This window comes from Burkholderia aenigmatica, from assembly GCF_902499175.1.
In the GTDB taxonomy this organism is placed as follows: Bacteria; Pseudomonadota; Gammaproteobacteria; order Burkholderiales; family Burkholderiaceae; genus Burkholderia; species Burkholderia aenigmatica.
Genome location: NZ_CABVQC010000031.1, coordinates 23,564 through 48,234, shown reverse-complemented (window position 1 = coordinate 48,234; position 24,671 = coordinate 23,564). Strand labels below are relative to the sequence as shown.

Below are 24,671 nucleotides of genomic sequence, written 5' to 3'. Positions count from 1 at the left end.
CGCCTCACGCGTTGCGCTGGTCGCCGAGCAGCAGCGCGTCGCGTGCGACGGCGTGCACCAGGTCGGCGGACAGATCGTGGTTCTTCTTCAGGCCGTAGTCGCGCAGGGCCGGAATGAAGTTCTCGATGAGCATGCGGGCCGAGCCCCGGCAGTAGTGCCAGAGCGCGTCCAGCACTTCGCCAGACAGCTCGCCCTGGTCGTCCAGCGCCGCCTGCGCAAGCGCGTCGGCGTCCTCACGCGAGACACCGCGAACCACCTGCGGCCAGAACCCGACGCGCGAGCGAATTTGATCGAACTGGCCGTAGCTCGGCTTGATGAGCTGCAGCAGGCGGTCGGTGCCGACCAGGACGATGCCGATGCCGGCCTTGTCGCGGATGCGGCGCAGGTAGTGCAGGCAGCTCGGCATCATCGTTTCGGCTTCGTCGACGATGATGAGGTACGTCGTACCGGTCAGCGCTTCGGTGATCGACGCGAACTTGCCGTCGAGCGTGCGTGCCATCGGGGCCGATGATGCCGCCAGCAACTCATCCAGCATCACGGCCGGCGACATGTTCGGGTTGGCCTCGATGATGATGGTGTGGCTGTTCTGCTCCTTGTACTGTCGCACCGCATCCGTCTTGCCGACGCCGACGAAGCCCGTCAACACACCGAAATTGCGGTACTTCCGGGCGCGGTCGCATACGACGTTCGCGAGCTGCGACACACTCGTCTGGACGTGCGGCATCGAGGTGATCGTCGCGCGACCGGTATACGTCGACAGCGCGTCGGACATCATGCGCAACCACTTCGTCGGCTCGGTCGTGTACTTGCCGTTCAGCACCGTGGACATGGTGCCGACGTTGACGCGCGACAGGCGCGAGAGCCAGGAGCGCGTCTTACCGATCTCGGCGAGCTGCGCCACGATCGCAGCGGCTTCGGCCCGGTTCGCTTCGCTGTAGTGCTCGGGCCACTCGACCGGAACGGCCACGGCGTTGTCGTTTTGGTTCTTCGAAGTCATGGTCACTCCTTATTCGTTGTCGAGCAGGTCGATCACGATGCCCTTGCCAGGGCGATCCAGATCGATGACGGGTTGGACGTTGAGGTCCGGCAGGTGGGCAAGCTGTTCGTCCACGGTGATGCTGTCCTGGGCACGAGCACGCGCTTCGTCGGCCTTGCGCTCCAGGCGCTTGACCTGGCCTTGCAGACGCTTTTCGCGCTGCTCTTCCAGGCGCGACTGCGGCACGACGCCGATCGTGCGAACGATCGCGGCCTGGCACACGAAGCGGTCTTTCGCGTCGTACAGCCACACCGTGCGGTCGTCGTGCAGGTCGTATTCGATGGTCAGCGACTTACCGTCGTACAGCGCCAGCTCGGCCGCGTAGTACTGGCGCTTGTGCAGCTCGACCATCTGACGGCGTACCGTGCGTTTTTCACGCGGTCGGACTATCGCTTCGGCAGACAGCACGACCGGATTGCGTTCGAGCGACGCCCACACCTGGGCAGGCGTGCGGCCGTCCAGCACGTCCATCGGCGTGTGGTTGTATTCGTGGATGAAGTTCGCCAGGCTGGCCATATACTCGGCCAGTGACGGCAAACGACGCTTGCCGGAACGCACCTCGACGGACAGGCGGCGATTCACCTCTGCGGCCATGTCGTTGCCGCAGTAGAACTGACCGCCCGCGAAGAACTTGTCGTGATGGTCACGCACCGTGCGGAACCAGCGTTCGATCCAGCCCTTGCCGTGCGGGTTGCCCGGCAGCGCGCCGATCACGTCCATTTCGAAACGTGCATAGAAGCCCGTCGCCTGGTCGTTCAGCATCTTGGCGCGATAGCCTGCGCCACGGTCCAGGTAGAGAAACAGCGGCAGGTGGTCATAGGTCTGCATGGCGTGCGACAGCGCAAACACCGTCGACAGCGCCGATTCGGACTCGGACAGATACCAGCCCGGCACGTACCGCGAACGGATGTCGATGAACGCCGTCAGCTCGGGCCGGAACAGACCGCCCGTGTTCGGATGCGCCACATAGCAATCGCTGGTGTGGCCGTCGCCCGCGTAGATGTCGCCCACCTTGATCTGTTCGAGCGTGCGCGGCTGGTACTTCTGGTGCCGCAGCTTGTGCAGGTGTTTGCCGACGCGGGCCGGGCTGTTCTCGCCGAGCGTCGCCGGCAGCGACTTCAAGTAACGCGTCACGCGCGAGTCGGTCGCGGTGTCGAATCCTTCTTTGCGCAGCTTCAGCGCGACCGCCGCGTAGGTCGGCTTGCTGGGCAGGTTGTACAGCGCGGTTGCGCGCAGCTCCCAGCCGTAATCCTTGCGCACGCGGCCGGTATGGGCCGACAGCAGGCCGACCTTTCCCTCGCGCCTGTAGCCGGACAGCCAGCGCTTGAGCGTGGACACGGACGGCACCTCGCCGAGGCGGGCCAGCAGTTGCTTTTGCACGGCCGAATCGGTGTCGCGCAAGCGCTCGGCCAACAGCGCCGCAACGTTGTTGACGCTGGCGCCGGCCTGGATCAGCTGCACGCCGGGGCCGATCAGCTGGAAGCGCAGCTCAGCCGTCTGCCGCTGCGCTTCGGTGGCGATCAGCCACGGATCGCTGTTGAGCGCAGCCGGAACTTGGCTGGTCATGATGTCGGATTTCAAGAGTACAGATCGCATATCGCACCTGGTCGGGCGGTAGTCGGTCGAATGGATGGATTACTTCGTCGGGGCGGTGCGCGGACGGCCGCGTCGTGGGCGCTCCATTTCGCGTTCCCACTCGCGCGCCTTGGCTTCGTGGTCGTGCTCCTGGATCAGCGCGCGGTATTCGAGCGCGCAGCGCGTGGCCTCATCCGGCGAGAACGTATCGAGGACGGACTGTTCGCCGTTCAACAACGCACCGAAGCTGCGGTGCATGTCGGCGATCTGCCCGCCGATGACCGCGTGCAGCGCCGTGAGCGAGCCGTACAGGTGCCGGATGACGGGCGTGTTCCACTCGGAATCGTCGGGCAGACCGTTCGTCAGAAACTCACGGCCGAGCCGGCCGATGTCCTCGACCGCCATCAGCGCCTTCTTGTGCAGGGCTGCGCACTCCAGGCGAATGTCCTGGACGACGACCGGAACGTCGCCGCCGGTCTTGACGCGGCCCTCGCGCAGCACGCGCAGCTCTTCCTGCAGGCGGTCGCGCTCGCGCTCCAGCTTCTCGTTACGAGTCGAAAGGTCGGTGCGCTTGGCGTTCGCGTCACGCAGCGCGACGCGCAGATCGCGCACGGACAGCGCGGTCAGCTCGCCGAACTTCGCGTTGTCTTCGAACAGGTCTTGGAGGACTTCGGGGTCGGCCTTCGCCAGTTCCAGCACCTTGGTTTTCGGCAGTTCGATGACACGATCACGATCTTCCGGTGACAGCGAAGCGGCAAATCGCGCATACGTCATCGCCTCGCTGGCGCGTTGGCTGGGCATGCCGTGATCTTCGAGCAATGCTTCGAACTCGCCGTGCTCACATTCGGAACGCACGCTGAGAAGCACCAGGCCGGCCTCAATGACCAGCCGCAGGGCGGAATTTGTCTTCGAAATTGCGCTGCTAATGCGGGCTTCCGCGCCGCCGGAGACTGACACGCCGAGCACGTCGGCTAATGCCTGTTCAGCAGCGCCGAATCCAAATCCCCGAACGTTCGGGGATTTGTGGCTGGCGACGAGTGTATCGGCCGATTTCTGGACGGCGACGACTTCGGCGGGCTGCCGGGACTTCTTGGCGGACGTGCTCATGCATCCACCTCCCCGGGCTTCTTCATGCCCAAGGCAACCGCAACATCGTGCCCCTTACCGTAGTTGGCTTTCTGGACGCCACGGATGACGCGCGAGACCAGCACGTAGTCGTAACCGTGCTCTTGCGCCCATTCTTTGATGGTCTTTCCCTGTTCACGCAGCTTGCGCTTGACGGCTTCACCTGTCATATTTGCTCCGCAATTGACAACCATATGGACAACGTTTGAAGCACAATAGCAAACAAACGTTGGCCACGCAAGAGGTCGACCATGGAAAACAACGTAGGTGCGCGTCTGCGCGAGGAAAGAACCCGTCTCAACCTTAGCCAGAGCACATTTGCGGACGTTGCGGGCGTAACGAAGACAACACAAGGCAACTACGAAACAAACAAACGTTCACCTGATGCCCTATATTTGGCGGCCATTGCGCAGCACGGCGTTGATATCCAATACGTGGTCACTGGACAACGTGCTGCACATTCCGGAGTTGCCGTCGATACGGTAAAGTCGGCGGTGGAGAAGGCTTTCACGATGGTTTCGGCTGCCAACATGGCGGTTACGCCCGCCCAGTTGGCAGCTATGGTCGTGGCATTTCTCCCGGAGACCCAGGCAGGGTCGGTAGACGATCCGACTCCATCGGGCGGGGGTCACCGTGTTCAAGGCGACGGAAACATGGTCGCGAGTGGAAGTGGGATCACGCAGGTCGGCGGTCGAGTGCGTATTCGCACGGGCAAAAAATGAAGTCCAATTGATGCTCAAGCCAATAGCCGACGGCATCGAGGGAACATGTAAAGCATGGCAACAAAATCGGGAAAAGCGCTCGGCACAATGAGCGCATCGGGGTTCGGCATCATTCAGGTTGCCGGTGATTTGTCGATTACGCAGGTGCTGCAGTCAGACGCGCCACCAGCAGAGGTTGTTGAACGGCTATCGCGCGAAGAGCGTGCGCAGCTATCCGCGTGGGCGGAAGAAGTTGTCGCAGCCGAAGCCGGGCTTGTGACGACGAAGCTGGTACGGGCATCCCTCAACACACATTTGGGCGTGAAGAGCGTCGACGAAATGGTCGCGGACATGTTCCCGCGCGCAACCGTATATCTAAATGGGTGGCGTAACTGCGCATTCGGCCGTGAGTTATCGATCGACGCTATGATTGCTCAGGTGATGCGAATTTGGGCTATCGTGCCTCACGTCAAAGCAGCAACACTGGAATTCAGCCGTACCAACTTCAGCCGTGAGGTGCTCCGAAATATGACTGTTTGGGAGTTGCGCGCTACGCTCGCATTTGCGATGACAAAATGGCAATCGTATTGGGAGGCGCGTAATGCCTAAACTTCCCCGAACGCTGTCGATCTGCCTCTTGCTGTTGGTGCTTAGTGCCTGTAGTGATTCACAAACGGTCGTCGGAAACAACGCTGATGAGATTCGTCAGTATCGAGCGCAACGGGACAACGCACAGAAATTTCGTGATGTCCTCGTGATCTCGATGAATCACACCACCGGATTGATGTTGAGATTCCTTTCCGCCCCGAATGCGTTTACTCCGCTAGATGTCGAAGCGATGAAATCTGGAATGGAAAATATCAAACTAGCCGGACAGGTATCGGATGCGTTCGGGAAACCGATGTCCGAACCGCTTGGATGGTGTGCCATGCTCGGTCAGTCAGCTGGCAAGGCCATTGAGGAAACGATTCGCACGATCTCGGAACCTGACCGGAAGCAATGGGCAGAAAAGAGCGTCAAGGCTTACCAGAACAACATCGGTGATTGCGATCGACAACTGCAGAATCCCCCTAAGCCGCAAGTATTCATCCAGACGTCGAAGAATGCTTCCGCGCCGCGTCAGAGTTGTGAGCCAGAGCTACTAAAGTCTGCGGATCAGGGCAAAATGCTTTGGCGCTGCGATGATGAAAGTCTCGGGAAGTCGTGAAGTCGAAGCTGCCAACTCCAGTTCGCGGCGCTCATTGGTGAAACATTTCATAAAGCCTGCTTGATCCCTAATCCGTAACCTGAAGTCTCAGGTTACGGGTGCCGCCTCCGCGAGTGCACCCAGTTATTGGAGTGCTTCTCGTGAAGGTTTCCCGCCTTAAAACGCCGCGTCTCACCGTTTGGCTTGTCGCCAGCATCGTGCTGGCGATCCTCGCCTATACCACCCGGCAGTCCGATCCGCTGCTGTCGATCACGTTCTACAAAGCGCATCTCATGTCGCTTGGCGGCTGGGGCGGCTACTGGCTCGATCGACTGATTTTCCCGTACGCGCGACCGCACGAATTCGTCGTGCCGACGGATCAAATCGAGGTCGACATGGCCGGCGCTGAACTCAGTGAATTCGAATGCGAAATCGCACTCGATCCGCGCGTTCATGCGGAACTGTTCAAGGCAGCTAGTTTGCGGCGCGCGATCATCGTCGCCGCCAGCTTGATCTGCGTGGGTCTCGCAGCATGATTTTCGATGCGATCCTGCGCGCGCTGCGCGACGACATCATCCGAACGCTACGCGCACTGGCCCTCTCGGTGGCCGCGATCGCAATCCTGGTGATCGTCGCGCTGGTGCTTTCCGCGTCGGCCCACGCGCAGGTGCCCGCCGATGCTGCCCGTTATCGGCTCGATCTGCGGCGCCAGGCGCAGCTCGTCTGGGGGCTCGATGCGCCGGTCGCGACGTTCGCCGGACAGATCCATCAGGAAAGCCGCTGGCGGGCCAACGCAAAGAGCCCGGTGGGAGCCGAAGGTCTCGCGCAATTCATGCCGTCCACTGCAGGCTGGATCAGCGGTGCATATGCCGGCCTGCGCGACAACGATCCGTACAACCCGACCTGGGCAATGCGTGCATTGGTCACGTACGACAAGCACCTGTACGACCGCGTGAAGGCCGCGAACCCGTGCGAGCGCATGGCGTTCGCGTTGAGCGGCTACAACGGCGGCTTGGGATGGGTCTATAAGCGCCAGAAGCTGTCCACGTCACCGCAGTACTGCCTGGGCAAGACGTGCGACATCAATCCGGGCATCACGCCCGGCAACCAGCGCGAAAACGCCGACTATCCGCGCCGCATCTTGAAGCAACACGAACCGCTGTACGTTCGCGCTGGCTGGGGGCTCGGGAGCTGCACACCATGATCGATCTTCCGGAACTTGACGCGCGCTATCTGCGCGCGGTCGGCGCCGCAGTCGTGGTCGTGCTGGTTGCGACACACGGCGCCGCGTACTTCATTGGCCGCGCCAACGGTAAGAGCGCCGCGACGCGCGACAACGCGACAGCGGCGCAGCGCGCATACCAGGGCGACATCAAGCGGATCGACCGCGATATCAAACGTGGACAACAGGCCGGACAGCGCGCAGACGCGAGCGTTCAGCACGTCGACCGCTACTTCCACCAGCTCGATGAGGATGCCCGTCATGACCCGCCTGCACCTGTTGACGATTGCGTGCTGCCTGATGTCCGCCTGCAGCGCTGGCGTGCCGCCAACGCCGGACCCTTTGCGAGTGCCGCCGCCGTCCAATCTGACGCGAGCGCCGGACATGCTTCCCCAACCGGCGAGCGGTCGCATGCCGGACTTGGAAGCGAACCACCGTGACGTTGCGCGGCTGTACTACGGCCTAGCAGCGCGGTTTTGTGGCGTGCTCGCGGCGATCGACTCGATGCCCAGTGGATGCGCGCCTTTTCTGTTGATGGATAACGATGATGAATGAACGTGAGTTCGAGCTGGCGCAGCAAATCGAACAGATGCAGCGTGATGCAGCGATCGAACTTGCCCGCGCCCAATGCCACGGCGCGGGTGCCGAAGAATGTGTCGAATGCGGTGAACCGATCCCCGCCGCTCGACGCGCATGCGTGCCGTACGCGACACGCTGCACCGAATGTCAGGGACGGTTTGAGCAACGGAGAACGGGGTATCCGCGATGACTGGTAACGATTTGAACGACAAGCTGCTGCTGGCGCTGGGCAACATCCAGGGGGAGCTGCGCGGTATCCGTGAAATGGTGCAGCACGGCCAGCAGGCGACCAATCAGCGTATCGACGATCTGAAACAGACCGTGTCCGATCGCATCGACGGTCTGGAGGACCGCGTGAAGACGCTGGAAGGCGACCACGGCAAGCTGATGGCGAAGACGGCCGGCTTGGGGGGCGTCGCCGGTGGCGCCATGACGGCGCTGGTTGAAGTCGTGCGCTACTTCGCAACCAAGGGTTGACGCATGGCCCACGACCAAAAGGTCCGCAACCAGTTGCGTGCGAAATACCTGCAGGGCATGCCGCTGACGACGGCCGCCGACGTGTGCAAGGTGTCGTACCAGACCGCACGCAACTGGAAGCGCGCTTCGAAGGAAGCCGGCGACGATTGGGACATCGCGCGGGCGGCTCAACGTATGTCCCGCACCAACATCGACAACATGACCAGCCAGGTCGTTGAGGAAATGTCGGTGCAGTTTCTGGCGACGCTAGAAGAGCTGAAGAACAACCAGAAGCTGCAGCCGGTGCAGAAGGCCGACATCCTCGCGCGCCTGTCCGACAGCTTCATCAAGACGGTGAACGCGGCCGGCCGCTCCAATCCGAAGCTCGCCACGCTGTCGATCTGCATGGACGTGCTGCGCGACTTCGCGTCGTTCGTCCAGGCGAAGTACCCGAAAGAGCACGCGCGCTTTATCGCGTACCTGGAAGAGTTCGGCCAGGAAGTCGCGAAGAAATATTCCTGATCCACGATGGCAAAAAAATCCAACGCCGCCGAACAGTTCCTGAAGGAACTGATGGCATTCACCGACGACCAGCGACGGCTCATCGACGCCGCATGCGACGGCTTTGCGGTGGACGAAGACGCGCGCCTGGAGCGGCGCATGCGCGTGTTCTCGGGCGACTATCGCTTCTTCTTTCAAACGTACTTCCCGCACTACAGCAATGCGGTCGAATCATCTGTTTTTCACGACTGGTGTTTCGACAACCTGCCGAAGCGCATCGCAGCAAAGCAAGGCAAGCTCATCAATCTTTCGGCGCCGCGCGGCGAAGCAAAATCGACGCTGGTCACGCAGGTTTTCACGCTGCTTTGCATCGTCCGCCAGGCGAAGAAATTCATCCCGATCGTGATGGACAGCAGCGACCAGGCGAAGATGATGCTGGAGGCGATCAAGGTCGAGCTGACCGACAATCCGCGGCTGGCGATGGACTTCCCGGAACACGTCGGTAAGGGGCGCGTTTGGAACGTCGGCGTTGCACTGACGGCAACCGATATCAAGCTGCAGGCGTTCGGTTCGGGCAAGCGGATGCGTGGTATTCGGCATGGCCCGTTTCGGCCCGACCTGGTGTTGCTCGACGACATCGAGAATGACGAGAACGTGCAGCAGAAGACCCAGCGTGACAAGCTCGAACGCTGGGTCAAAAAGGTCGTGATGCCGCTCGGGCCACCGGACGGCTCGATGGACATCATCTACCTCAACACGATTCTGCATTACGACGGCGTGGCGAACCGCGTGCATCGCAGCCCGCTTTGGGAGTCGCATAAATTCCGCGCCATCATCGAGTGGCCGAAGCGGCTGGATCTGTGGGAAAAGTGGGAAGAAGTATTTCTGAATGAAGGCGAAGAAGCGTGCGACGCGTTCTATGCGCAGCGCAAGGCTGAAATGGACGACGGCGCTGTCGTATCTTGGCCGGCTATGCGCCCGCTGCTGCGCCTGATGAAGATTCGCGCGAACGATCACCACGCGTTCGATTGCGAGTATCAGAACGATCCGACGAACAGTGAAGACGCGCCGTTCCAAAAGCTTGTGTTCTGGGTGCACCCCTCCGATGCGTGGATTTTCTTCGGTGCACATGACCCGTCTATGGGCAAACGTAACAAGGGCCGCGACCCATGTGCATGCCTGGTTGGTGGCCTCAATCGCAAGACCGGCATTCTCGATGTGGTGGAAGCAAAGATTGCACGCATGCGCCCGAACATGCAGATCGAAAAGATTATCGAATTCCAGGAGGAATACCGCTGTCTGGTTTGGGGCGTCGAAATCATCCAGTTTCAGGAGTTTTTTAAAGACGTCCTGGTCGAGCGCTCGCGCGAAAGAGGTATTCCGGTGCCAGCGCGCGGCATCCGCACGAGCGATGACAAGGACCTTCGGATTTTGTCATTGCAACCGCATTGCGCGAACGGGACCATACGCCTGAACAAAAACCAAACAACGCTTGTAGAGCAACTGACCCACTATCCGGAAGCCGACCACGACGACGGTCCGGACGCGCTTGAAATGCTCTTCATGCTGGCATTTTCCGGTCTCGGCTCTGTAATTCCACGAATTAAATCAGGCAAGCGAAAGGTATCCGTTTATGGTTCTTGATATCAAACGACTGGTGCGATCGGTGCGCGGCGTGTTCGGTCAGCAGGCCGCAGCAGCCGACACCGATCCTTATTTCTTCGGCCGGCTACATATGCTGCCGAACCCAGACCCGGTGCTGCGCGCGATGGGAGTTGCCGATACGGTGTATGCGTCGATCATGGCCGACGCCCACGTGATCGGCGAAATTCGATCGATTCGCGGCGAGTTTCGCGGCATGGACTATCGCGTGGTGACGTGGGCTGAAGATGACGCGAAAGCGCAGCAGGCACGCGACCTGTGCGAGCGATGGATGCAGGGCTTCCGGCCGAATGCGGTCGTGACCGACTGGCTGGAAATCATGTGGCAAATGCTCAGCGCGATTTTCACCGGCTACCGCGTCCACGAGCTGGTGTGGGATGCATGGGAAGGCTTCGTCGTCCCGGTCAATGTGATCGATCGCCCGAATCGACGGTTCGGATTTGACGTCGACGCCCAGTTGATGCTCAAGACGCGTGCAGAGCCGGTGGGCGCAGTGGTCGAAGACCCGTATCGGTTCATTGTGTCCCGACACGTAGCCACGATGTCGAATCCGTACGGTTCACCGCTGTTGTCGGGCTGTTTCTGGCCGTGGACGTTCAAGACAGGCGGCTGGAAGTACTTCGTGAAGTTCTGTGAGCGCCACGGCTTGCCGTGGCCCGTCGCGCGTTACGGGCTCGGCGCATCGGAAGCCGAGCAGGACCAACTGGCGCAAGCGATCGAAGCGATGATCGACAGCGGCTATGCGGTCGTGCCGGAAGGTTCGAGTGTCGAGCTGCTGGTCGCGAACACGTCAGGCTCGATGCTGCCCCAGGAATCGCTCATCAACGCGGCAAACCGCGAGATGTCGAAGTGCCTCACCGGTCAGGCGATGATCGCCGAGCTGCAGAACGTCGGCGCACGGGCCGCGACCGAAACGGCAATGAAGCGCCAGAGCGACATCAACGACTCCGACCGCGACATTGCGTCGGCGTCGATGTCGCAGATTTTCCGCTGGATCACGACGTTCAATTTCGGCGAGGACGTACCGTCGCCCGAGCTGGAGTTTTTCCAGATCAACGCGGCGGGCAAGGATCGCGCGGAAACGTATCAGATTGCCGCGAACATGGGCGCGCGGCCGTCTCGCAAGGCGATGCTGGAAGAGCTGAACATCCCGCAGGCCGCTGATGACGCGGACGCGCTTCTGCCCGCGCCGAAACAAGCGCCGGCAGCCGAATTCGCCGCTGCTGATGACGCCGTACTGATCGAATCGGCGCAGGCCGAGGATGTGCGCGTGCGATCGGCGGCAGATGCGGCGGATGCGGCGCTGGAAGCGGCTGTCATCGAGCCGATTGCGCGGATGCTCGACCAGGCCGAGCGCGACGGACGATCGCTGGCAGATATCGAGGCCGAGCTGACAAAGCTCGTCGGAGAGATCGATAACGCCGAGCTGATCGGAGTCATGCGGCAGGCACTCCAATGGTCGTACGCGCAGGGATACGTCGACCAGGATACGGAAACGGCCGATTGAATGCCGTTAAAACACGTTTTATAGGCCTTTCAAAGGAGCCAAAAATGTCGACTCTCACGGCAGAACAACAAGACCTACGCGACAAGATCGTGGCGCTTTCGGCAGCACTGAACACTCCGACCAGCTCGCCGCTAAAGCTGGCCTCCGAAATCATGGCTTTTGGCGCGTGTGCGCATCGCGCGAGCGACACCGACATGCCGATTCCGGACGAAGTAGTGCTGGCACTGGACGACGATCTGCGCCGACTCGCGCTGTCCGGCATCGTGTTGGTGCTGCTCGGCACGCTGCAGCAGGAAGGCGCGTAAATGTCTGTCCAACCGTTCGGCGTACAGGCTGAAAACGCACTCGCCAACCTTCGCAGCAAGGTGCCGGTGGAAACCGAGCGCTGGAACGACATGCTCGGCTCGATGCATGCCACCCAGTTCACCGTTGCCGGCGCTCCGCTCGATGTGGTCAAGGATATCCACGCGTCGCTGGTGCGCGCGATGGAATCCGGTACGACGCTCGCGCAGTTTCGCAAGGATTTCGATGAAACGGTCCAGCGTTCCGGTTGGACGTATCGGGGCAAGCGCGGCTGGCGCACCGAGCTGATTTACCGGGCGAACATGCATTCGGCCTACATGGCCGGCCGCTGGCAACAGATCGTCGAAAATGCCGATCGGCGACCGTATCTCGAGTATCGCGCCGTACTCGATAGTCGCACCCGACCGCAGCATCGCGCCTGGAACGGCACGCTTCTGCCGGTCACGTCGGGTTTCTGGCGCACCCACTATCCGCCGTGTGGCTGGGGTTGTCGGTGTACGACTCGCTCGTATTCCGAGGCCGAGATGAAGGCGGCTGGAAAGCAGCCGTCGTATGAGCCGGACGTGCGCTATCGCCTGGTGACAAACGCGGATGGAGAGGTGACCGACCGCGTACCGGTCGGCATTGATCCCGGCTGGGATCACAACGTCGGCCAGTCGTGGCTCGGCCCTGACATGGCGCTCGGTCAGAAACTGGCGAGCCTGCCGGTCGACATGCAGAACAATGCCGTCATGAATTCGATCGGGCTGGAGTACCGCGAAGCAATGGCGCAGCGCTGGCGCAACTGGCTCGACAAGCCGGTGACGCCGCTGCAACCCGTCGAGCCCGCCGTCGCAGGATTCATGGAGGCTGAATTGCCGGCGATCATTGCCCAGGAGTTCCCCACATACGCAACGGAGTCGCTGGTTGTGGTCGCGCAGGCGGCGGCCGACGAAGCCGTCTCGACGGTTGGTGAGATGGCGGCATTGAAGAGCTGGCCGCGTGCTTGGCTCAACCGGTTGCCGGCGTTGTTGTGGGATTACAAGGCGGTGCTGGTCGACACGGCGGATACGAGCGCGACGCCGCTGGTGATTCTGGTTCCGGACGGGAAAATCGGCGGCAAGGTTCCGGTGATCCGACTGCGCGTCGACCAGGTATCGGACGGCAACCAGAGTGGGACGGGTATCGAAGTGGGGACGATGGACGCGGCGGACGTATCGTCGGCACGGTATCGGGTCGTGAGTGGGACACTTTGACCGATCGATGGACGGGGTTCGGGCGGGTGATGGACGAATTTCTGCCTAAATCCGCCCCGAATTTTGGCAATTTTTGGGTCAAATTAAACGTCGATTGCCAATTCTGGGTTATCCACAGCCCGAGCCCCAACAGACAAGGATTTCCGGGCGTTTTTGGGCTTTTTTTGGCCTTCCATGACTATCTCAAACTAAACGTCCCCCCTCTTTTGGTCGCATCCTTTCCGGCCCGAGCACACGACCTTCGCCCGATGTGCGGACGCGGCGGCGTCTCTAAAGTGGCGCTGTCGCGCGATCACGCGCATTCGCTACGGTGGAAACATGAGACCTCTCTGGCTGCTGTTCCTTCCTGCCGCGCTGGCGGCGTGCGCGCCACTCGAGCCTTCCGCCGCCGGCCGCGACGTGCGCATCGTCATGCGCGACCCCGGCGGCAGCTGCCGTCACCTCGGCGACGTGACGGGCAGCCGCGGCAACTTCCTGACCGGCGGCTTCATCCCGGACGCGACGCTCGAGACCGGCGCGCGCAACGACCTGAAGAACCGCGCGGCCGCGCTCGGCGGCAACGTCGTGGTGCTGCTCACGCAGCGCGGCGCGCAGAGCGGGAGTTTCGACGGCAGCGAAGGCGGCTATCTGCGGCAGACGGGTGTCACGCTGACCGGCAGCGTCTATCGCTGTCCGGGCACCGGAGCGTGACGATGCGCCTGTTTGCGACCCTGATCTGGAGCCTCGGCGTGTCCGGCTGGTTGCCCGGCTGCGGCCGCGACGCCAACGAAGCCGTCATGCCGGGCGGCTTGCCGGCGCCGCCGCCCGGGATGCGGTGCGCCGCGTCCTGGCCGGACGACATGCCGGAAGCGATCGCGACCCGCATCGTGACGCCCGCCGCGCCACGCGTGGCGCAACGGGCGCAGTAACGCGCCGGCACCGGTTCAGCGCGAGGCCGGCGCGGCGACTGCCGCCCGTGACGCGCGTCCGCGCTTCGCCGGGTGCGTCTCCGGCATCCGCCAGTACACGAGCAGCGAAATCGCCGCGCACGCGGCGACGTACCAGAAGAACATCGTCTCGTTGCCGCTCGCCTTCAGCCGCAGCGCGACGAATTCGGTCGTGCCGCCGAGGATCGCCGTCGTCAGCGCATAAGGAAGTCCGACCGCCAGCGCGCGGATCTGCGGCGGAAACAGCTCGGCCTTGACCAGCATGTGCACCGACGTGAATCCGCTCAACACGACCAGCCCGGCGAACACCAGCGCGAACGCGGCGAGCGGCTCGTGCACGTGCCCGAGCGCCGTGAAGATCGGCACGGACAGCAGCGTGCCGCCGATTCCGAACCACAGCAGCACCGGCCGGCGGCCGACGCGATCCGACACGAGGCCGAACAGCGGCTGCAGCGGCATGTACAGCAGCAGCGCGGCGGTGCAGATCCAGGTCGCCGTTTCCTTGTGCAGCCCGACCGAATTGACGAGGTACTTCTGCATGTAGACCGTGTACGTGTAGAACGCGACGGTGCCGCCGACCGTGATGCCGATCGCGAGCAGCAGCTCGCGCCAGTGGGCCGCGAGGTCGGCCGTCATGCGCGTCTTCGCCGCGCGCGCCCGGCTGGCGATGAACGCATCGCTCTCGACGACGTTGCGGCGCATGTAGAGCGCGAACAGCGCGAGCACGCCGCCGACGAAGAACGGAATCCGCCAGCCCCAGCGTTCGAGGTCGTGCGTACCGGCAAAGATCCGCTGCATCGCGAGCATCAGGCCGAGCGCGACGAGCTGGCCGGCGACCACGCTCACCTGCAGGAAGCCGACGTAGAAGCCGCGCCGGTCCGGCGGTGCAATTTCGCTCAGGTAGGTCGCGCTGGTGCCGTATTCACCCCCCATGCTGAGCCCCTGCAGCAGCCGCGCGGCGACGAGCAGCGCCGGTGCGAGCACGCCGATCGTCGCGTAGCCGGGGGTGACGGCAATCAGCATCGATCCCGCGCACATCGCGAGCACCGATTTCGTCAGTGCGGCCTTGCGCCCGCGCCGGTCCGCATAGAGGCCGACGAGCCAGCTCCCCGCCGGCCGCGCGACGTATCCGACCGCCGCGATCGCCGCGGTGTTCATCAGCTGCACGGTCGGCCGGTCCGCCGGAAAGAACGCCGGCGCGAAGTAGATCGAGAAGATGCTGTACGCGAGAAAGTCGTACCACTCGATCAGGTTGCCGGCCAGGCCGCCGACGATCGAGCCGATGCGCGGCGGCTCGCCGGCCGCTCCGGTAGGGGAAGTTGCCACGGGTTGTCTCCTGTCCTGTCCTGGCATGGCATGGTCATGCCGGGCGGCCGTCCTTGCCGCCCGTGTGCCGGCGCGCTTATGCGCGATCGGCCCCGTAGCGGGCATCGAGCGCGTCGAAGCGCGCCTTGTCGACGAGCCGCTGCCGTTCGGCGAACGGCGCGACGAGCGCGGGATCCTCGTCGAGCCGGCCCGTATCGCGCAGCACCGTCAGCGCGGCCTGCATCCCGTGCACCGCGCCCTGCAGCGCCGCGTTCGCGTACAGCACCACGCCGTAGCCGAGGCGCGCCAGGTCGTCGCGCGAGCGCGTCGGCGTCTTGCCGCCGATCACGATGTTGATGAGCTGCGGCGTGTCGAACAGCGCCGGCAGCCGCTCGACGTCCTCCGCCGTATCCATTGCCTCGATGAACAGCACGTCGGCCCCCGCTTCCGCGTAACGGTGCGCGCGCTCGATCGCGTCGTCGATGCCGTGGACCGCGGCCGCATCGGTGCGCGCGACGATCAGCAGGTTCGGATCCACGCGTGCGTCGACGGCCGCCTTCAGCTTGCCCACCATCTCGCCGGCCGGAATCACTTCCTTGCCCGCGAAATGGCCGCATTTCTTCGGCAGCACCTGATCCTCGAGCTGGATCGCGTCGGCGCCGCTGCGTTCGAGCGTGCGCACCGTGTGCAGCACGTTCAGCGCATTGCCGAAACCCGTATCGGCATCGACCATCAGCGGCAGCTCGACCGCATCGCGCACGCGTGCGGTGTGCTCGGCCAGCTCGCCGAGCCCGACGAAACCGAGATCGGGCAAACCGAGCGACATGTTGGTGACGCCGGCGCCGCTCAGGTACAGCGCGCCGAAGCCGAGATCGGCCGCGACCCTGGCGCTGAGCGCATTGAACGTGCCGGCGACGAGCAGCCCCTGGCGGGCGGCGATGCTGCGCCGGAACCCGGCGCGACGAAGTGCGGTGTGATCGGACATGCGGAGCCTCATTGGTCGAAACGGAACAGGGTTCTCGGCGCATCGCGCAGCACGCGCATGCGCTCGGCGGGGTCAGGCAACCAGCGCGCGAGCGCCGCATACGCGCCATCGAAATCGACGCGCTCGCGATGTTGCGTGTGCGGCCAGTCGCTGCCCCACACCAGCCGCTCGGCCGTGAACGCGGTGCGCAGCGCCCGCGCGGCACCGAACGCGTCGATCGCGCCGTCGCCGGCCACGCTGTTGCGATACGCGGCCGACAGCTTGACCCAGACGCGGCCGGTATCCGCGAGCAACAGCAGGCGGCGGAAGCTGGGCGCGCGCTCGCCGAGTGCAGGCGACGGGCGACCGAAATGGTCGATCACCAGCGTGCACGACTGCGCGAGCAGCGGCGCGGTGATCGCATGCAGATCCTCGATGCCGCGATGGATCTCGACATGCCAGCCGAGCGCGTTGATGCGAGCGAACAGCGCGCGCCAGACGGGCGCGCCGAAGTCCGGGATCGGCAGCCCGACGAGGTTCAGCCGCATCCCGACCACGCCTGCCCGGTCGAGCGCGTCGAGATCGCTGTCGGAAATCGCCGGATCGACCATCGCGACGCCGCGAAAGCGCTGCGGGTAACGGCGCAGCACGTCGACGAAGTACGTGTTGTCGGTGCCGAGGAAGCTCGGCTGCACCAGCACCGCGTGCGTGATGCCATGCGCGGCGAGGTGCGCGACGTACGCGTCGAGCGACGCGTCGTAGTCGGGTGCATGCCGGATCACGGGCGCGAGCGGCAGGCCGCGCGCGAACACGTGCGCATGCGCATCGATGGCGGCCACGGCGGGGTTCCCTGCGTACCACGCGTCCACTGACGGCGCGGCCGGAACCGGTTCGGCGAGGTGATTCACGAGACAATCCATGACGAGTCTGCAAGAGGCGCCCGGCCGCTGCACCGGGCGATTCGATGACGGGAGGCGGCGAGCCCTACAGCGACGCCTCGGCGCGCGGCTGGCTTTCGGCATTCGCCTCGCCGCCCTGCGCCGCACCGGACAGCCGCTGGCTGCGCGTTTCGGGCAGGAACCACACCGCGATCACGACCAGCCCGTATGCGATGCCCGCGTCGACGCCGAGTGCCGTGCCGAGCGGCAGCGACTCGCCCATCCGCCCGACCAGCACCGGGAAGCCGGCCGACACGATGCGGCCGAAGTTGTAGCAAAAGCCGACACCGCGGCCGCGCACGTTGCGCGGGTAAAGCTCGTTGAAGAGCGTGCCGAGCGTCGCCGGGATGCCGGCCGAGAACAGGCCGAGCGGAAAACCGAGCAGCAGCATCGCGACATCGTTCAGCGGCAGGAACACGTACAGGTTCACCATCACCGCGCAGCACGCGGCGAACAGCATCACGTTGCGGCGGCGGCCGATCTTGTCCTGCAGGTACGCGCTGAGGAAGCAACCGCAGATGAACGCGACGATCACGACCGCGAGATACGCGCCGGTGCCGAGCACCGACAGGTGCCGCTCGGTCTTCAGGTAGGTCGGCAGCCAGATCGTGATCGCGTGATAGCCGCCGTGCGCGCCGACGCCGATCAGCCCGCCGACCACCGTCGCGCGCACCACGGAGCGGTCGAAGATGCCGATCGTCGGCCCTTCGTCGCCGCTCGCCGTTGCCTGCGCCGATGCGTCGACCGGCGTCGCCCGCGGCGGCTCCGGAATCGCGCGGCGGATATACAGCACCAGCAGCGCGGGCAGTGCGCCGATCGCGAACAGCACGCGCCACGCCCATTCGGCCGGCAGCCATGCGAACACCAGCATGTACAGCAGCACGGCGCCGCCCCAGCCGAAGCCCCATGCACTCTGCACGATGCCCATCGCCTTGCCGCGATGGCGCGCGCCGACCGTTTCGGCGAGCAGCACCGCGCCGGCCGTCCACTCGCCGCCGAACCCGAGCCCCTGCAGCGCCTTCAGCACCAGCAACTGTTCGAAGTTCTGCGCGAACGCGCTCAGGAACGTGAACAGCGAGAACCAGCACACGGTGATCTGCAGCGCGCGCACGCGGCCGTAGCGGTCGGCGATCATGCCGGCCAGCAGCCCGCCGAGCGCGCCCGACACGAGCGTCGCGCCGCCGATCAGGCCGGCCTGCCCCTTGCCGATGCCCCAGGTCGTGAGCAACGCGGGGATCACGAGACTGAACATCTGCGTGTCGAGCCCGTCGAGTGCCCAGCCGGCAAAGCAGCCGCGCAACGTGCGCCGTTCGGTCGTCGATAGCTCGCGGGTCCAGTTCAATGCAGGTCTCCTCGTGTCGTCATGCCGTCGCCGGGCGCCGGATGTTGTGGCCCGATGAGCATCCTATGAAGCGTGGAGATAATTCGCTACTATGTTTTGAATAATTATTCATAACGCTAGCTTATGGAAATCAGGCACGTTCGCTACTTCCTCGCGATCGTCGATACGGGCAGCTTCACGCGCGCGGCCAGCGAGCTCGGGATTGCGCAGCCGGCGCTCAGCCAGGCCCTGAACCGGATGGAGAAGGAGTTGGGCGTCCGGCTGTTCGACCGTTCGCGGCGCGGCGCCACGCTGACCGCCGCCGGCCTCGCGATGGTCGACGACCTGCGCCTGAGCCTCGCACGCCTCGACGCGGCCGCGCACCGGGCCGGCGAAATCGGCGCGCAGCGCGCCGGGCGCCTGACGATCGGGTTCGTCAGCGCCGCGCTGTTCGACACGCTGCCGCGCACGATCCGCGCGCTGCGCGCAAGCACGCCCGACGTCGAACTCGTGATGCGCGAGATGAGCAATGCCGAGCAGGCGATTGCACTCGAGCGCGGCGAGATCGATATTGGCCTGCTGCATACGCCGGTCCCCGTCAACGGCCGGATGCGCGAGAAGCTGATCCGGCGCGACCCGCTCGTCGCCGTCCTGCCGAACGATTTCCGGCGCCAGCCCGACGGCACGGTCACGCTGCAGGATCTCGCCGGCACCGGCCTCGTGTGGTTTCCGCACGACCAGTTGCCGCTGATCCGCGCGGGCATCCTGAGCGCATTCCGGCAAGCCGGCCACCCGGTCGACATCGTGCTCGACGTGAACCGCACGCTGACCGTGATCTCGTGCGTCGCCGCCGGATGCGGCGTGTCGCTGCTGCCGCATTCGATCCATACGTTCGCGTTCGAAGGCGTTGCCTACAGCACCATCCGCGACGGCAGCGCGCTGCCGCTGTTCGAACTCAGCGCGATCTGGCCCGCGCGGTCGCGCCCAACGCTCGCGGATCGCTTCGCCGCGCTGCTGCCGTCGGCAGACGTGCAGCGCTGACCGGCCGGGCGGCGTCCTGCGCCTGTCACCGATCTGCCACCGTCGACCGGTAGCGTTCGGGTCTGACCCACGCTATCGACAGACGAATTCGCCATGCAGCGCACGTCGCGCGCCACGCCCCACGTTTATGCGGCTACGTCCCGCGCCCTCGCCGTCAGCCTCGCGATCAACCTGTTGCTGCTCGCCGTCGAGACGGTCGCGGCCGGGTCCGCGCATTCGTCGGGCCTGCTGGCGGACGTCGCGCATGCGGCAATCGATCTCGCGGCCGATGCGCTGATCCTCGTCGCGTGCCGGCTCGACGCGCGCCTGCCGCCGGAACGGCGCCCGACCTACGAACCGCTCGCGCTCGCGGGCCTCGGCGCATTGCTCGTTGCGACCGGCGCGCAAATGATCTGGCACGCGATGAACCGGTTCACGACGCCGCCCGTCGTGCAGCCGGGCGCGACGACGCTCGCGCTCGTCGCCGCCACGCTTGCCGGCAAGGCCGCGCTGTCGCACTGGATGCTGCGCAAGGCTCGCGAGACGGGCTCCGCGCTGCTCGAGGCGAGCGGCTGGCATGTCCGGACCGATGCGCTGTCGTCGCTGCTGGCGGCGCTCGCGATGAGCGCGGCGCTGATCGGCTTCGGTCGGCTCGACGATCTGGCGGCGCTCGCGATCGGCGCGCTCGTGATCCGCACGGGCGTTGGGTTCATCCGGCGCGGCTGTGCGCAGTGGCCGGCGCTGTCGGCATGGGCGGATCGGTCGACGCGCGGCTCGTGAACGCAGGGGGCGTCGCCCATGCATCGCCGGCGGCTGAATAGTCGCTACCGTCCCCGCTGAACGAACAAGAGGCTCGCATGTTGCGAGCCTCTTTTGCATGATGTCGCCGCTGTCGTCCGGCACGCGACGCGTTGACCGATGTCGATGTACCGCCAGACGAATGCGGCCAGTTCCGATGGATCGGCATCGGCTGTCGCTTACCCGAGCGGCACGACGCTTCCGAGCAGAATCCGCACGAGCGTCGCCTGGCGTGTCACGCCCGTCTTCGAGAAGATCGCGCGCAGGTGCGTGCGCGCCGTGTTCTTGCTGATCCCCGATTCCTCAGCCGCCTCCTCGAGCGTCAGCCCGTTCGTCAGCAACAGCGCGAGCGACGTCTCGGCGGGCGTCAGGTCGAACAGCTTGCGAATGATTTCCTGCGCGCCCTGCGGCTTGCGGTCGGGGTCGCGCAGAAACAGCGTGACGGCCGGCCGCCGCTTGTTGTCCTCCGACCAGTCGGACAGCAGCACCGTGCGCACCAGCAGCCCGAGGCGCGGCTTGTCGAAGCTGCGCGTGATCGGCATCGCTTCGACGGTTGCCGCGGCGGTGCCGTGGTGTCCCATCACCGCGTGGCGGATCAGCCGCTTCAGCGTGCGGTTCTCCTGTGCGTCGGCCGCCTCGATCGTGCCGCGTGCAATCGTCAGACCGTTGTTCTGCTTGAGGATCTCGTCGGCGACGCTGTTCAGGTCGATGATTGTGCCGTTCTCGTCGAGCGTGATCGTGCCGATCTGCATCCGGTTGATCGCGTTCGCATAGATCGAGCGTTCGACCTCGGCCGTGTCGAGCCGCGAATGCAACTCGACCGCGCGCTTCAGGTGCGGCAGCAGCAGCGCGCAGATCGCCTTGTCGCGCGCGGAAAACGGCTTCGACGCATGGTTGCGGCACACGCGGAAGCGGCACTCGACGCCCGACGACGTGCGCAGGTCGGCACCGAGGATATAGCGCACGTCCTGCGGCTTCAGGAACTGCTTGTACAGTTCGCTCGACAGCCAGCCCGTGTCGCCGAATACCTCGTCGACCGTGACCACGCGATCGGCCGGCAGGCCGACGAACGGGTCGAGCGAATAGTAGTAGTTGTTGTACGACGCCTCGCCGTCGCCCGGGACGACCGGGCCGAATTCCGACGCGTGCACGGACAGCGGCGCGCGGCGGTCGCTCGCGGCCGCACGCAGGATCAGCGTCACGTAGTTCGCCTGCAGCCAGCGACGGACCAGTTCGAGCGCGCCGGCCCACGGCGGTGTCTCCAGTGGCCCCTGGTAGATGCGCGCCATCAGCTCGCTGAAATCCGCGACGCCGATGTCGGCCTCGTCACTGGTTGCCTGGCTCTCTTGCGGAGCCCATCTCGTCTCCATCAGCACGCTCCATCCTCCATACGACATGTTTCCGGCGCGACCCAACCGCGCCGCCATGATTAAGACGCGTCTAAATTCCGGCGTCATCGGGAGATTCACTGAATGGTGAGAATTGGCCATCCGGACGAACCAACCATCGTCCGATCGGATGATGTGGCGCCCTGCCCGCTGCGCTGGAATGCCCGTCAGGCCGTGCCGGCAAGCGTCCGGCGCGGACTCAGGGAAAACCGCGACACGGGTTTACCTGATTCAAACCGCATACGATTCAGACAGGAGTCCCCATGCCGCTCGACCCACAGGCGCAGGCGCTGCTCGCCGCGTTCGCCCAGGCACCCGCGATCGATTTCGCGCAGCTCACCGTTCCCGCGTATCGCGCGAGTCTTGCCGCCGGCGGCGCATTCGCGCCGGGCGATGCCGTCGCCGCCGAAGAGGACTGGCAGATCCCCGCATCGGGTCGTCAGTTGTCCGCACGGCTGTACCGGCCCGCTGCCGACGGGCCGTTGCCGCTGACCGTGTTTTTCCACGGCGGCGGCTTCGTGTCGTGCGGCATCGATTCGCACGCGAACCTGTGCCGCAGCCTCGCGGCCCGTGCACGCACGCTCGTGTTGTCGGTCGACTACCGGCTCGCGCCCGAGGCGCGCTTCCCGGCCGCCGCGCACGATGCATGCGACGCCGTGCGCTGGGCCGCCGCCAGTGCGCGCGATCTCGGTGCGCGCGCCGGCGCGGTGGCGGTCGCCGGCGACAGCGCAGGCGGCAATCTTGCGGCGGTCGCCGCGCTGCAGTTGCGCGGTTCGGGCATCGCGATCGCGCACCAGTTGCTGCTGTATCCGGTCGTCGATTGCGCGACTGAGCATCCGTCGTACGAAACGCTCGGCACCGGCTATTTCCTGACGGCGGACATGATGCGCTGGTTCAAGCGGCACTATTTCGACGACGGCGCCGATCGCGCGTCGCCGCTGGCAAGCCCGCTCGCCGCGCCGGACGTCGCGGGCGCGGCACCGGCGACCATCGTGAGCGCCGAATTCGATCCGCTGCGCGACGAGGCCGAAGCGTATGCGTTGCGGCTCGCACAGGCCGGCACGCCGGTGACGCTGGTGCGCTGGCCGGGCCAGCTTCACGGCTTCGCCAGCATGCTCGGCGCCATCGATGCGGCCGACCGCGTGCTGACCTTCGGCGCTGACGCGCTGCGCCGCGCGTTCGGCGCGACGGAGGCACCATGACGCTCGCCGGTACGCTGGAGATCGTCGACGCGCTGCGTGCGGGCCGGATGGTCCTGCTCGTCGACGAAGAGGATCGCGAGAACGAAGAGGATCGCGAGAACGAAGGCGATCTCGTGATCGCGGCCGATCACGTGACGCCCGACGCGATCAATTTCATGGCGCGCTTCGGGCGCGGGCTGATCTGCCTGACGCTGACCGCCGAACGCTGCGAGCAGTTGCGGCTGCCGCCGATGGCCGATCGCAACGGCACGCCGTTCGGCACCGCGTTCACCGTCAGCATCGAGGCGGCCGAAGGCGTGACGACGGGCATTTCGGCGGCCGATCGTGCACACACGATCCGTGCGGCGGTGCGGGCGGGTGCCCGTCCGGACGATCTCGTGCAGCCCGGCCACGTGTTCCCGATCGCCGCGCGCCCGGGCGGCGTGCTCGTGCGCGCGGGACATACCGAGGCCGGCTGCGATCTCGCGGCGCTCGCCGGGCTCACGCCCGCCTCGGTGATCTGCGAGGTGATGAACGACGACGGCACGATGGCGCGGCTGCCCGAGCTGAAGACGTTCGCCGCGCGTCACGGGCTGAAGATCGGCACGATCGCCGACCTGATCCATTACCGACGCGAACACGAATCGCTCGTCGAACGCGTCGGCGAGCGGCCGCTGCATACGCCGTGGGGACGATTCCGCGCGATCGAGTATCGCGACACCGTGCACGGCGCGCCGCATCTCGCGCTCGTGCGCGGCGAGCCCGATCCGTCGACGCCCGTGCTGACACGCGTGCACGAATGCCATTCGTTGCTCGACCTGCTCGATGCGGAGCCGTCCGCGCATTCGTGGCCGCTGCATGCCGCGCTGCAACGGATCGACGCGGCCGGCTGCGGGGTGGCGGTGCTGCTCGACTGCGACATGCGCGGCGACGCGATGCGGATGCCGGCCGGCCCTGCCCGCCGCGACGGACGCGTGACGGGGATCGGCTCGCAGATCCTGCGCGAGCTCGGCGTGCGGCGGCTGAACGTGCTGTCGAGCCCGTTCCGGCTGCCCGCGCTGTCGGGGCACGACCTGGAGATCATGGCGTTCATTCCGCTCGGCGACGACGATCCGGAAAGCGCACGGAGCGCGCACGCGAACCCGCTGCGGGCGGCGTGAGGCATTGACGCGGGATGGCCGGCCGGTTTTCCGTTTAACAGGCTATCGTTTGTTTTTGTTAAATACAGCTTTGGGTTTGTATTTTGACGATACATGCCATAGACTGTATTTCCCGATTACAAACGATCGCCTGTCATCCCGCGGAGCGCCCGATGGCCTTTCCTGTCCAGACCCTGACCCAGCTGCGTCCGATACTCGTCGGCTTCCGGAAAGCCGCGGGCCTCACGCAGGCGCAATTGGCCGCCCGCCTGGGCGTCACGCAGCAATCCTACGCGCAGCTCGAAGCCAACCCGTCGGCGGTCAGCATCGAGCGGCTCTTCAAAGTGCTGAACACGCTCGGTGTTCACATGACGCTCGCGCAAGGCAAGCAGGATGTCCCGGCGGAATCGGCCGGCCCTGTTCCCGCGCCCGATGCCGCGCCGGCGGTTCGCAAACCGGCGGCGAGCAAACGCAAGCCGGATGCGGCGCGCGGCACCACGCCCGCCAAAAGTCCCGCCAACCCCACAACCGGCGTCGCACGCAAGCGGCCCGCGACGGCAACACCGGCCAAGCCACGGGTATCGAAGCGGGAGGACTGGTGAC

29 protein-coding genes are annotated in these 24,671 nt (G+C 65.0%); 20 read left to right on the top strand and 9 right to left on the bottom strand.

Features of this window, described 5'->3' with window-relative positions; translation table 11 throughout:
- Positions 1–4: 4 nt before the first annotated feature.
- From BDO18943_RS22230 to BDO18943_RS22215, 4 genes are all read right to left on the bottom strand, one after another.
- Positions 5–997: an AAA family ATPase gene (locus BDO18943_RS22230; protein ID WP_175024061.1), complete on the bottom strand. Its 993-nt coding sequence runs from the start codon at positions 995–997 to the stop codon at positions 5–7.
- A 9-nt stretch (positions 998–1,006) separates the two neighbouring features.
- Positions 1,007–2,602, bottom strand: a complete 1,596-nt coding sequence (locus tag BDO18943_RS22225) for a Mu transposase C-terminal domain-containing protein (RefSeq protein WP_006484178.1) — start codon at positions 2,600–2,602, stop codon at positions 1,007–1,009.
- Positions 2,603–2,671: 69 nt separating this feature from the next.
- On the bottom strand, positions 2,672–3,718 hold the full coding sequence (locus BDO18943_RS22220) for a hypothetical protein (protein ID WP_175024060.1): 1,047 nt from the start codon (positions 3,716–3,718) through the stop codon (positions 2,672–2,674).
- Positions 3,715–3,906: a DNA-binding protein gene (locus BDO18943_RS22215; protein ID WP_006484183.1), complete on the bottom strand. Its 192-nt coding sequence runs from the start codon at positions 3,904–3,906 to the stop codon at positions 3,715–3,717. Before BDO18943_RS22215 ends, BDO18943_RS22220 begins: the two co-directional genes overlap by 4 nt.
- An 81-nt stretch (positions 3,907–3,987) precedes the next feature.
- Between BDO18943_RS22215 and BDO18943_RS22210 the strand changes: the two genes are divergently transcribed.
- The 15 genes from BDO18943_RS22210 (at position 3,988) to BDO18943_RS22140 (ending at position 13,996) form a co-directional block, all read left to right on the top strand.
- Entirely contained in the window at positions 3,988–4,458 is a 471-nt protein-coding gene (locus BDO18943_RS22210; RefSeq protein WP_175024059.1) for a helix-turn-helix domain-containing protein, read from the top strand.
- 54 nt (positions 4,459–4,512) lie between these two features.
- Positions 4,513–5,046, top strand: coding sequence for a hypothetical protein (locus tag BDO18943_RS22205; RefSeq protein WP_175024058.1), 534 nt, complete (start codon positions 4,513–4,515; stop codon positions 5,044–5,046).
- Positions 5,039–5,644 carry a hypothetical protein gene (locus tag BDO18943_RS22200; protein ID WP_175024057.1) on the top strand — a complete coding sequence of 202 codons (606 nt, stop codon included), beginning with the start codon at positions 5,039–5,041 and terminating at the stop codon, positions 5,642–5,644. Before BDO18943_RS22205 ends, BDO18943_RS22200 begins: the two co-directional genes overlap by 8 nt.
- A 140-nt stretch (positions 5,645–5,784) precedes the next feature.
- Complete coding sequence (locus BDO18943_RS22195) at positions 5,785–6,159, top strand: putative holin (protein WP_175024056.1); 375 nt, start codon at positions 5,785–5,787, stop codon at positions 6,157–6,159.
- On the top strand, positions 6,156–6,827 hold the full coding sequence (locus tag BDO18943_RS22190; RefSeq protein WP_175024055.1) for a transglycosylase SLT domain-containing protein: 672 nt from the start codon (positions 6,156–6,158) through the stop codon (positions 6,825–6,827). The genes BDO18943_RS22195 and BDO18943_RS22190 overlap by 4 nt, the downstream gene beginning before the upstream one ends.
- Positions 6,824–7,285, top strand: a complete 462-nt coding sequence (locus tag BDO18943_RS22185; RefSeq protein ID WP_175024054.1) for a hypothetical protein — start codon at positions 6,824–6,826, stop codon at positions 7,283–7,285. The genes BDO18943_RS22190 and BDO18943_RS22185 overlap by 4 nt, the downstream gene beginning before the upstream one ends.
- A 107-nt stretch (positions 7,286–7,392) precedes the next feature.
- Complete coding sequence (locus tag BDO18943_RS22180) at positions 7,393–7,614, top strand: TraR/DksA C4-type zinc finger protein (protein ID WP_235996157.1); 222 nt, start codon at positions 7,393–7,395, stop codon at positions 7,612–7,614.
- Positions 7,611–7,901, top strand: coding sequence for a hypothetical protein (locus tag BDO18943_RS22175; protein WP_006484156.1), 291 nt, complete (start codon positions 7,611–7,613; stop codon positions 7,899–7,901). The genes BDO18943_RS22180 and BDO18943_RS22175 overlap by 4 nt, the downstream gene beginning before the upstream one ends.
- 3 nt (positions 7,902–7,904) lie before the next feature.
- Positions 7,905–8,402, top strand: a complete 498-nt coding sequence (locus tag BDO18943_RS22170) for a DUF1804 family protein (RefSeq protein WP_175024052.1) — start codon at positions 7,905–7,907, stop codon at positions 8,400–8,402.
- Between the two features lie 6 nt (positions 8,403–8,408).
- The gene (gene terL, locus BDO18943_RS22165; protein ID WP_175024051.1) at positions 8,409–10,025 is read left to right on the top strand and encodes a phage terminase large subunit; all 1,617 of its coding nucleotides are present in this window, start codon (positions 8,409–8,411) and stop codon (positions 10,023–10,025) included.
- The gene (locus BDO18943_RS22160) at positions 10,015–11,550 is read left to right on the top strand and encodes a phage portal protein family protein (RefSeq protein WP_175024050.1); all 1,536 of its coding nucleotides are present in this window, start codon (positions 10,015–10,017) and stop codon (positions 11,548–11,550) included. Before terL ends, BDO18943_RS22160 begins: the two co-directional genes overlap by 11 nt.
- 44 nt (positions 11,551–11,594) lie before the next feature.
- Complete coding sequence (locus tag BDO18943_RS22155) at positions 11,595–11,855, top strand: hypothetical protein (protein ID WP_175024049.1); 261 nt, start codon at positions 11,595–11,597, stop codon at positions 11,853–11,855.
- On the top strand, positions 11,856–13,088 hold the full coding sequence (locus BDO18943_RS22150) for a phage head morphogenesis protein (RefSeq protein WP_175024048.1): 1,233 nt from the start codon (positions 11,856–11,858) through the stop codon (positions 13,086–13,088).
- A gap of 318 nt (positions 13,089–13,406) precedes the next feature.
- The gene (locus BDO18943_RS22145; RefSeq protein ID WP_175024047.1) at positions 13,407–13,778 is read left to right on the top strand and encodes a DUF4156 domain-containing protein; all 372 of its coding nucleotides are present in this window, start codon (positions 13,407–13,409) and stop codon (positions 13,776–13,778) included.
- Positions 13,779–13,780: 2 nt separating this feature from the next.
- Positions 13,781–13,996, top strand: coding sequence for a hypothetical protein (locus BDO18943_RS22140; RefSeq protein ID WP_043183727.1), 216 nt, complete (start codon positions 13,781–13,783; stop codon positions 13,994–13,996).
- Between the two features lie 15 nt (positions 13,997–14,011).
- On the opposite strand, the gene BDO18943_RS22135 is transcribed toward BDO18943_RS22140, so the two are convergent.
- The 4 genes from BDO18943_RS22135 to BDO18943_RS22120 form a co-directional block, all read right to left on the bottom strand.
- Positions 14,012–15,367 carry an MFS transporter gene (locus tag BDO18943_RS22135; RefSeq protein ID WP_407649859.1) on the bottom strand — a complete coding sequence of 452 codons (1,356 nt, stop codon included), beginning with the start codon at positions 15,365–15,367 and terminating at the stop codon, positions 14,012–14,014.
- A gap of 49 nt (positions 15,368–15,416) precedes the next feature.
- Positions 15,417–16,304 (bottom strand): isocitrate lyase/PEP mutase family protein, encoded by an 888-nt coding sequence (locus BDO18943_RS22130; RefSeq protein ID WP_011355217.1) that lies wholly within the window; start codon positions 16,302–16,304, stop codon positions 15,417–15,419.
- An 8-nt stretch (positions 16,305–16,312) separates the two neighbouring features.
- Positions 16,313–17,203, bottom strand: a complete 891-nt coding sequence (locus BDO18943_RS22125) for an amidohydrolase family protein (RefSeq protein WP_175024045.1) — start codon at positions 17,201–17,203, stop codon at positions 16,313–16,315.
- A 64-nt stretch (positions 17,204–17,267) separates the two neighbouring features.
- Positions 17,268–18,563 (bottom strand): MFS transporter, encoded by a 1,296-nt coding sequence (locus BDO18943_RS22120; RefSeq protein ID WP_175024044.1) that lies wholly within the window; start codon positions 18,561–18,563, stop codon positions 17,268–17,270.
- 123 nt (positions 18,564–18,686) lie between these two features.
- Here BDO18943_RS22120 and BDO18943_RS22115 point away from each other — a divergent pair, with 123 nt between their 5' ends.
- Together BDO18943_RS22115 and BDO18943_RS22110 are read left to right on the top strand one after the other, a co-directional pair.
- On the top strand, positions 18,687–19,583 hold the full coding sequence (locus BDO18943_RS22115; protein ID WP_175024043.1) for a LysR family transcriptional regulator: 897 nt from the start codon (positions 18,687–18,689) through the stop codon (positions 19,581–19,583).
- 93 nt (positions 19,584–19,676) lie between these two features.
- Positions 19,677–20,342 (top strand): cation diffusion facilitator family transporter, encoded by a 666-nt coding sequence (locus BDO18943_RS22110; RefSeq protein ID WP_175024042.1) that lies wholly within the window; start codon positions 19,677–19,679, stop codon positions 20,340–20,342.
- A 197-nt stretch (positions 20,343–20,539) separates the two neighbouring features.
- Here the strand turns inward: BDO18943_RS22110 and BDO18943_RS22105 are convergent, their stop codons facing one another.
- Positions 20,540–21,730 (bottom strand): helix-turn-helix transcriptional regulator, encoded by a 1,191-nt coding sequence (locus BDO18943_RS22105; RefSeq protein WP_043183719.1) that lies wholly within the window; start codon positions 21,728–21,730, stop codon positions 20,540–20,542.
- A gap of 281 nt (positions 21,731–22,011) precedes the next feature.
- Here BDO18943_RS22105 and BDO18943_RS22100 point away from each other — a divergent pair, with 281 nt between their 5' ends.
- From BDO18943_RS22100 to BDO18943_RS22090, 3 genes are all read left to right on the top strand, one after another.
- Positions 22,012–22,950, top strand: a complete 939-nt coding sequence (locus tag BDO18943_RS22100) for an alpha/beta hydrolase (RefSeq protein ID WP_175024041.1) — start codon at positions 22,012–22,014, stop codon at positions 22,948–22,950.
- Positions 22,947–24,089 (top strand): bifunctional 3,4-dihydroxy-2-butanone-4-phosphate synthase/GTP cyclohydrolase II, encoded by a 1,143-nt coding sequence (gene ribBA / locus BDO18943_RS22095; RefSeq protein ID WP_175024040.1) that lies wholly within the window; start codon positions 22,947–22,949, stop codon positions 24,087–24,089. The genes BDO18943_RS22100 and ribBA overlap by 4 nt, the downstream gene beginning before the upstream one ends.
- 152 nt (positions 24,090–24,241) lie before the next feature.
- Complete coding sequence (locus tag BDO18943_RS22090; protein ID WP_175024039.1) at positions 24,242–24,670, top strand: helix-turn-helix domain-containing protein; 429 nt, start codon at positions 24,242–24,244, stop codon at positions 24,668–24,670.
- The last annotated feature ends 1 nt before the right edge of the window (position 24,671 follow it).

Coding starts and splice junctions, on each gene's coding strand:
- BDO18943_RS22180 (WP_235996157.1), top strand. CDS start 7,393: ATGAATGAACGTGAGTTCGAGCTGGCGCAGCAAATCGAACAGATGCAG.
- BDO18943_RS22230 (WP_175024061.1), bottom strand. CDS start 997: ATGACTTCGAAGAACCAAAACGACAACGCCGTGGCCGTTCCGGTCGAG.
- BDO18943_RS22090 (WP_175024039.1), top strand. CDS start 24,242: ATGGCCTTTCCTGTCCAGACCCTGACCCAGCTGCGTCCGATACTCGTC.
- BDO18943_RS22200 (WP_175024057.1), top strand. CDS start 5,039: ATGCCTAAACTTCCCCGAACGCTGTCGATCTGCCTCTTGCTGTTGGTG.
- ribBA (WP_175024040.1), top strand. CDS start 22,947: ATGACGCTCGCCGGTACGCTGGAGATCGTCGACGCGCTGCGTGCGGGC.
- BDO18943_RS22130 (WP_011355217.1), bottom strand. CDS start 16,304: ATGTCCGATCACACCGCACTTCGTCGCGCCGGGTTCCGGCGCAGCATC.
- BDO18943_RS22135 (WP_407649859.1), bottom strand. CDS start 15,367: ATGCCAGGACAGGACAGGAGACAACCCGTGGCAACTTCCCCTACCGGA.
- BDO18943_RS22225 (WP_006484178.1), bottom strand. CDS start 2,602: ATGACCAGCCAAGTTCCGGCTGCGCTCAACAGCGATCCGTGGCTGATC.
- BDO18943_RS22185 (WP_175024054.1), top strand. CDS start 6,824: ATGATCGATCTTCCGGAACTTGACGCGCGCTATCTGCGCGCGGTCGGC.
- BDO18943_RS22145 (WP_175024047.1), top strand. CDS start 13,407: ATGAGACCTCTCTGGCTGCTGTTCCTTCCTGCCGCGCTGGCGGCGTGC.
- BDO18943_RS22155 (WP_175024049.1), top strand. CDS start 11,595: ATGTCGACTCTCACGGCAGAACAACAAGACCTACGCGACAAGATCGTG.
- BDO18943_RS22115 (WP_175024043.1), top strand. CDS start 18,687: ATGGAAATCAGGCACGTTCGCTACTTCCTCGCGATCGTCGATACGGGC.
- BDO18943_RS22175 (WP_006484156.1), top strand. CDS start 7,611: ATGACTGGTAACGATTTGAACGACAAGCTGCTGCTGGCGCTGGGCAAC.
- BDO18943_RS22205 (WP_175024058.1), top strand. CDS start 4,513: ATGGCAACAAAATCGGGAAAAGCGCTCGGCACAATGAGCGCATCGGGG.
- BDO18943_RS22210 (WP_175024059.1), top strand. CDS start 3,988: ATGGAAAACAACGTAGGTGCGCGTCTGCGCGAGGAAAGAACCCGTCTC.
- BDO18943_RS22125 (WP_175024045.1), bottom strand. CDS start 17,203: ATGGATTGTCTCGTGAATCACCTCGCCGAACCGGTTCCGGCCGCGCCG.
- BDO18943_RS22110 (WP_175024042.1), top strand. CDS start 19,677: ATGCAGCGCACGTCGCGCGCCACGCCCCACGTTTATGCGGCTACGTCC.
- BDO18943_RS22105 (WP_043183719.1), bottom strand. CDS start 21,730: ATGGAGACGAGATGGGCTCCGCAAGAGAGCCAGGCAACCAGTGACGAG.
- BDO18943_RS22170 (WP_175024052.1), top strand. CDS start 7,905: ATGGCCCACGACCAAAAGGTCCGCAACCAGTTGCGTGCGAAATACCTG.
- BDO18943_RS22215 (WP_006484183.1), bottom strand. CDS start 3,906: ATGACAGGTGAAGCCGTCAAGCGCAAGCTGCGTGAACAGGGAAAGACC.
- BDO18943_RS22150 (WP_175024048.1), top strand. CDS start 11,856: ATGTCTGTCCAACCGTTCGGCGTACAGGCTGAAAACGCACTCGCCAAC.
- BDO18943_RS22100 (WP_175024041.1), top strand. CDS start 22,012: ATGCCGCTCGACCCACAGGCGCAGGCGCTGCTCGCCGCGTTCGCCCAG.
- terL (WP_175024051.1), top strand. CDS start 8,409: ATGGCAAAAAAATCCAACGCCGCCGAACAGTTCCTGAAGGAACTGATG.
- BDO18943_RS22140 (WP_043183727.1), top strand. CDS start 13,781: ATGCGCCTGTTTGCGACCCTGATCTGGAGCCTCGGCGTGTCCGGCTGG.
- BDO18943_RS22160 (WP_175024050.1), top strand. CDS start 10,015: ATGGTTCTTGATATCAAACGACTGGTGCGATCGGTGCGCGGCGTGTTC.
- BDO18943_RS22190 (WP_175024055.1), top strand. CDS start 6,156: ATGATTTTCGATGCGATCCTGCGCGCGCTGCGCGACGACATCATCCGA.
- BDO18943_RS22220 (WP_175024060.1), bottom strand. CDS start 3,718: ATGAGCACGTCCGCCAAGAAGTCCCGGCAGCCCGCCGAAGTCGTCGCC.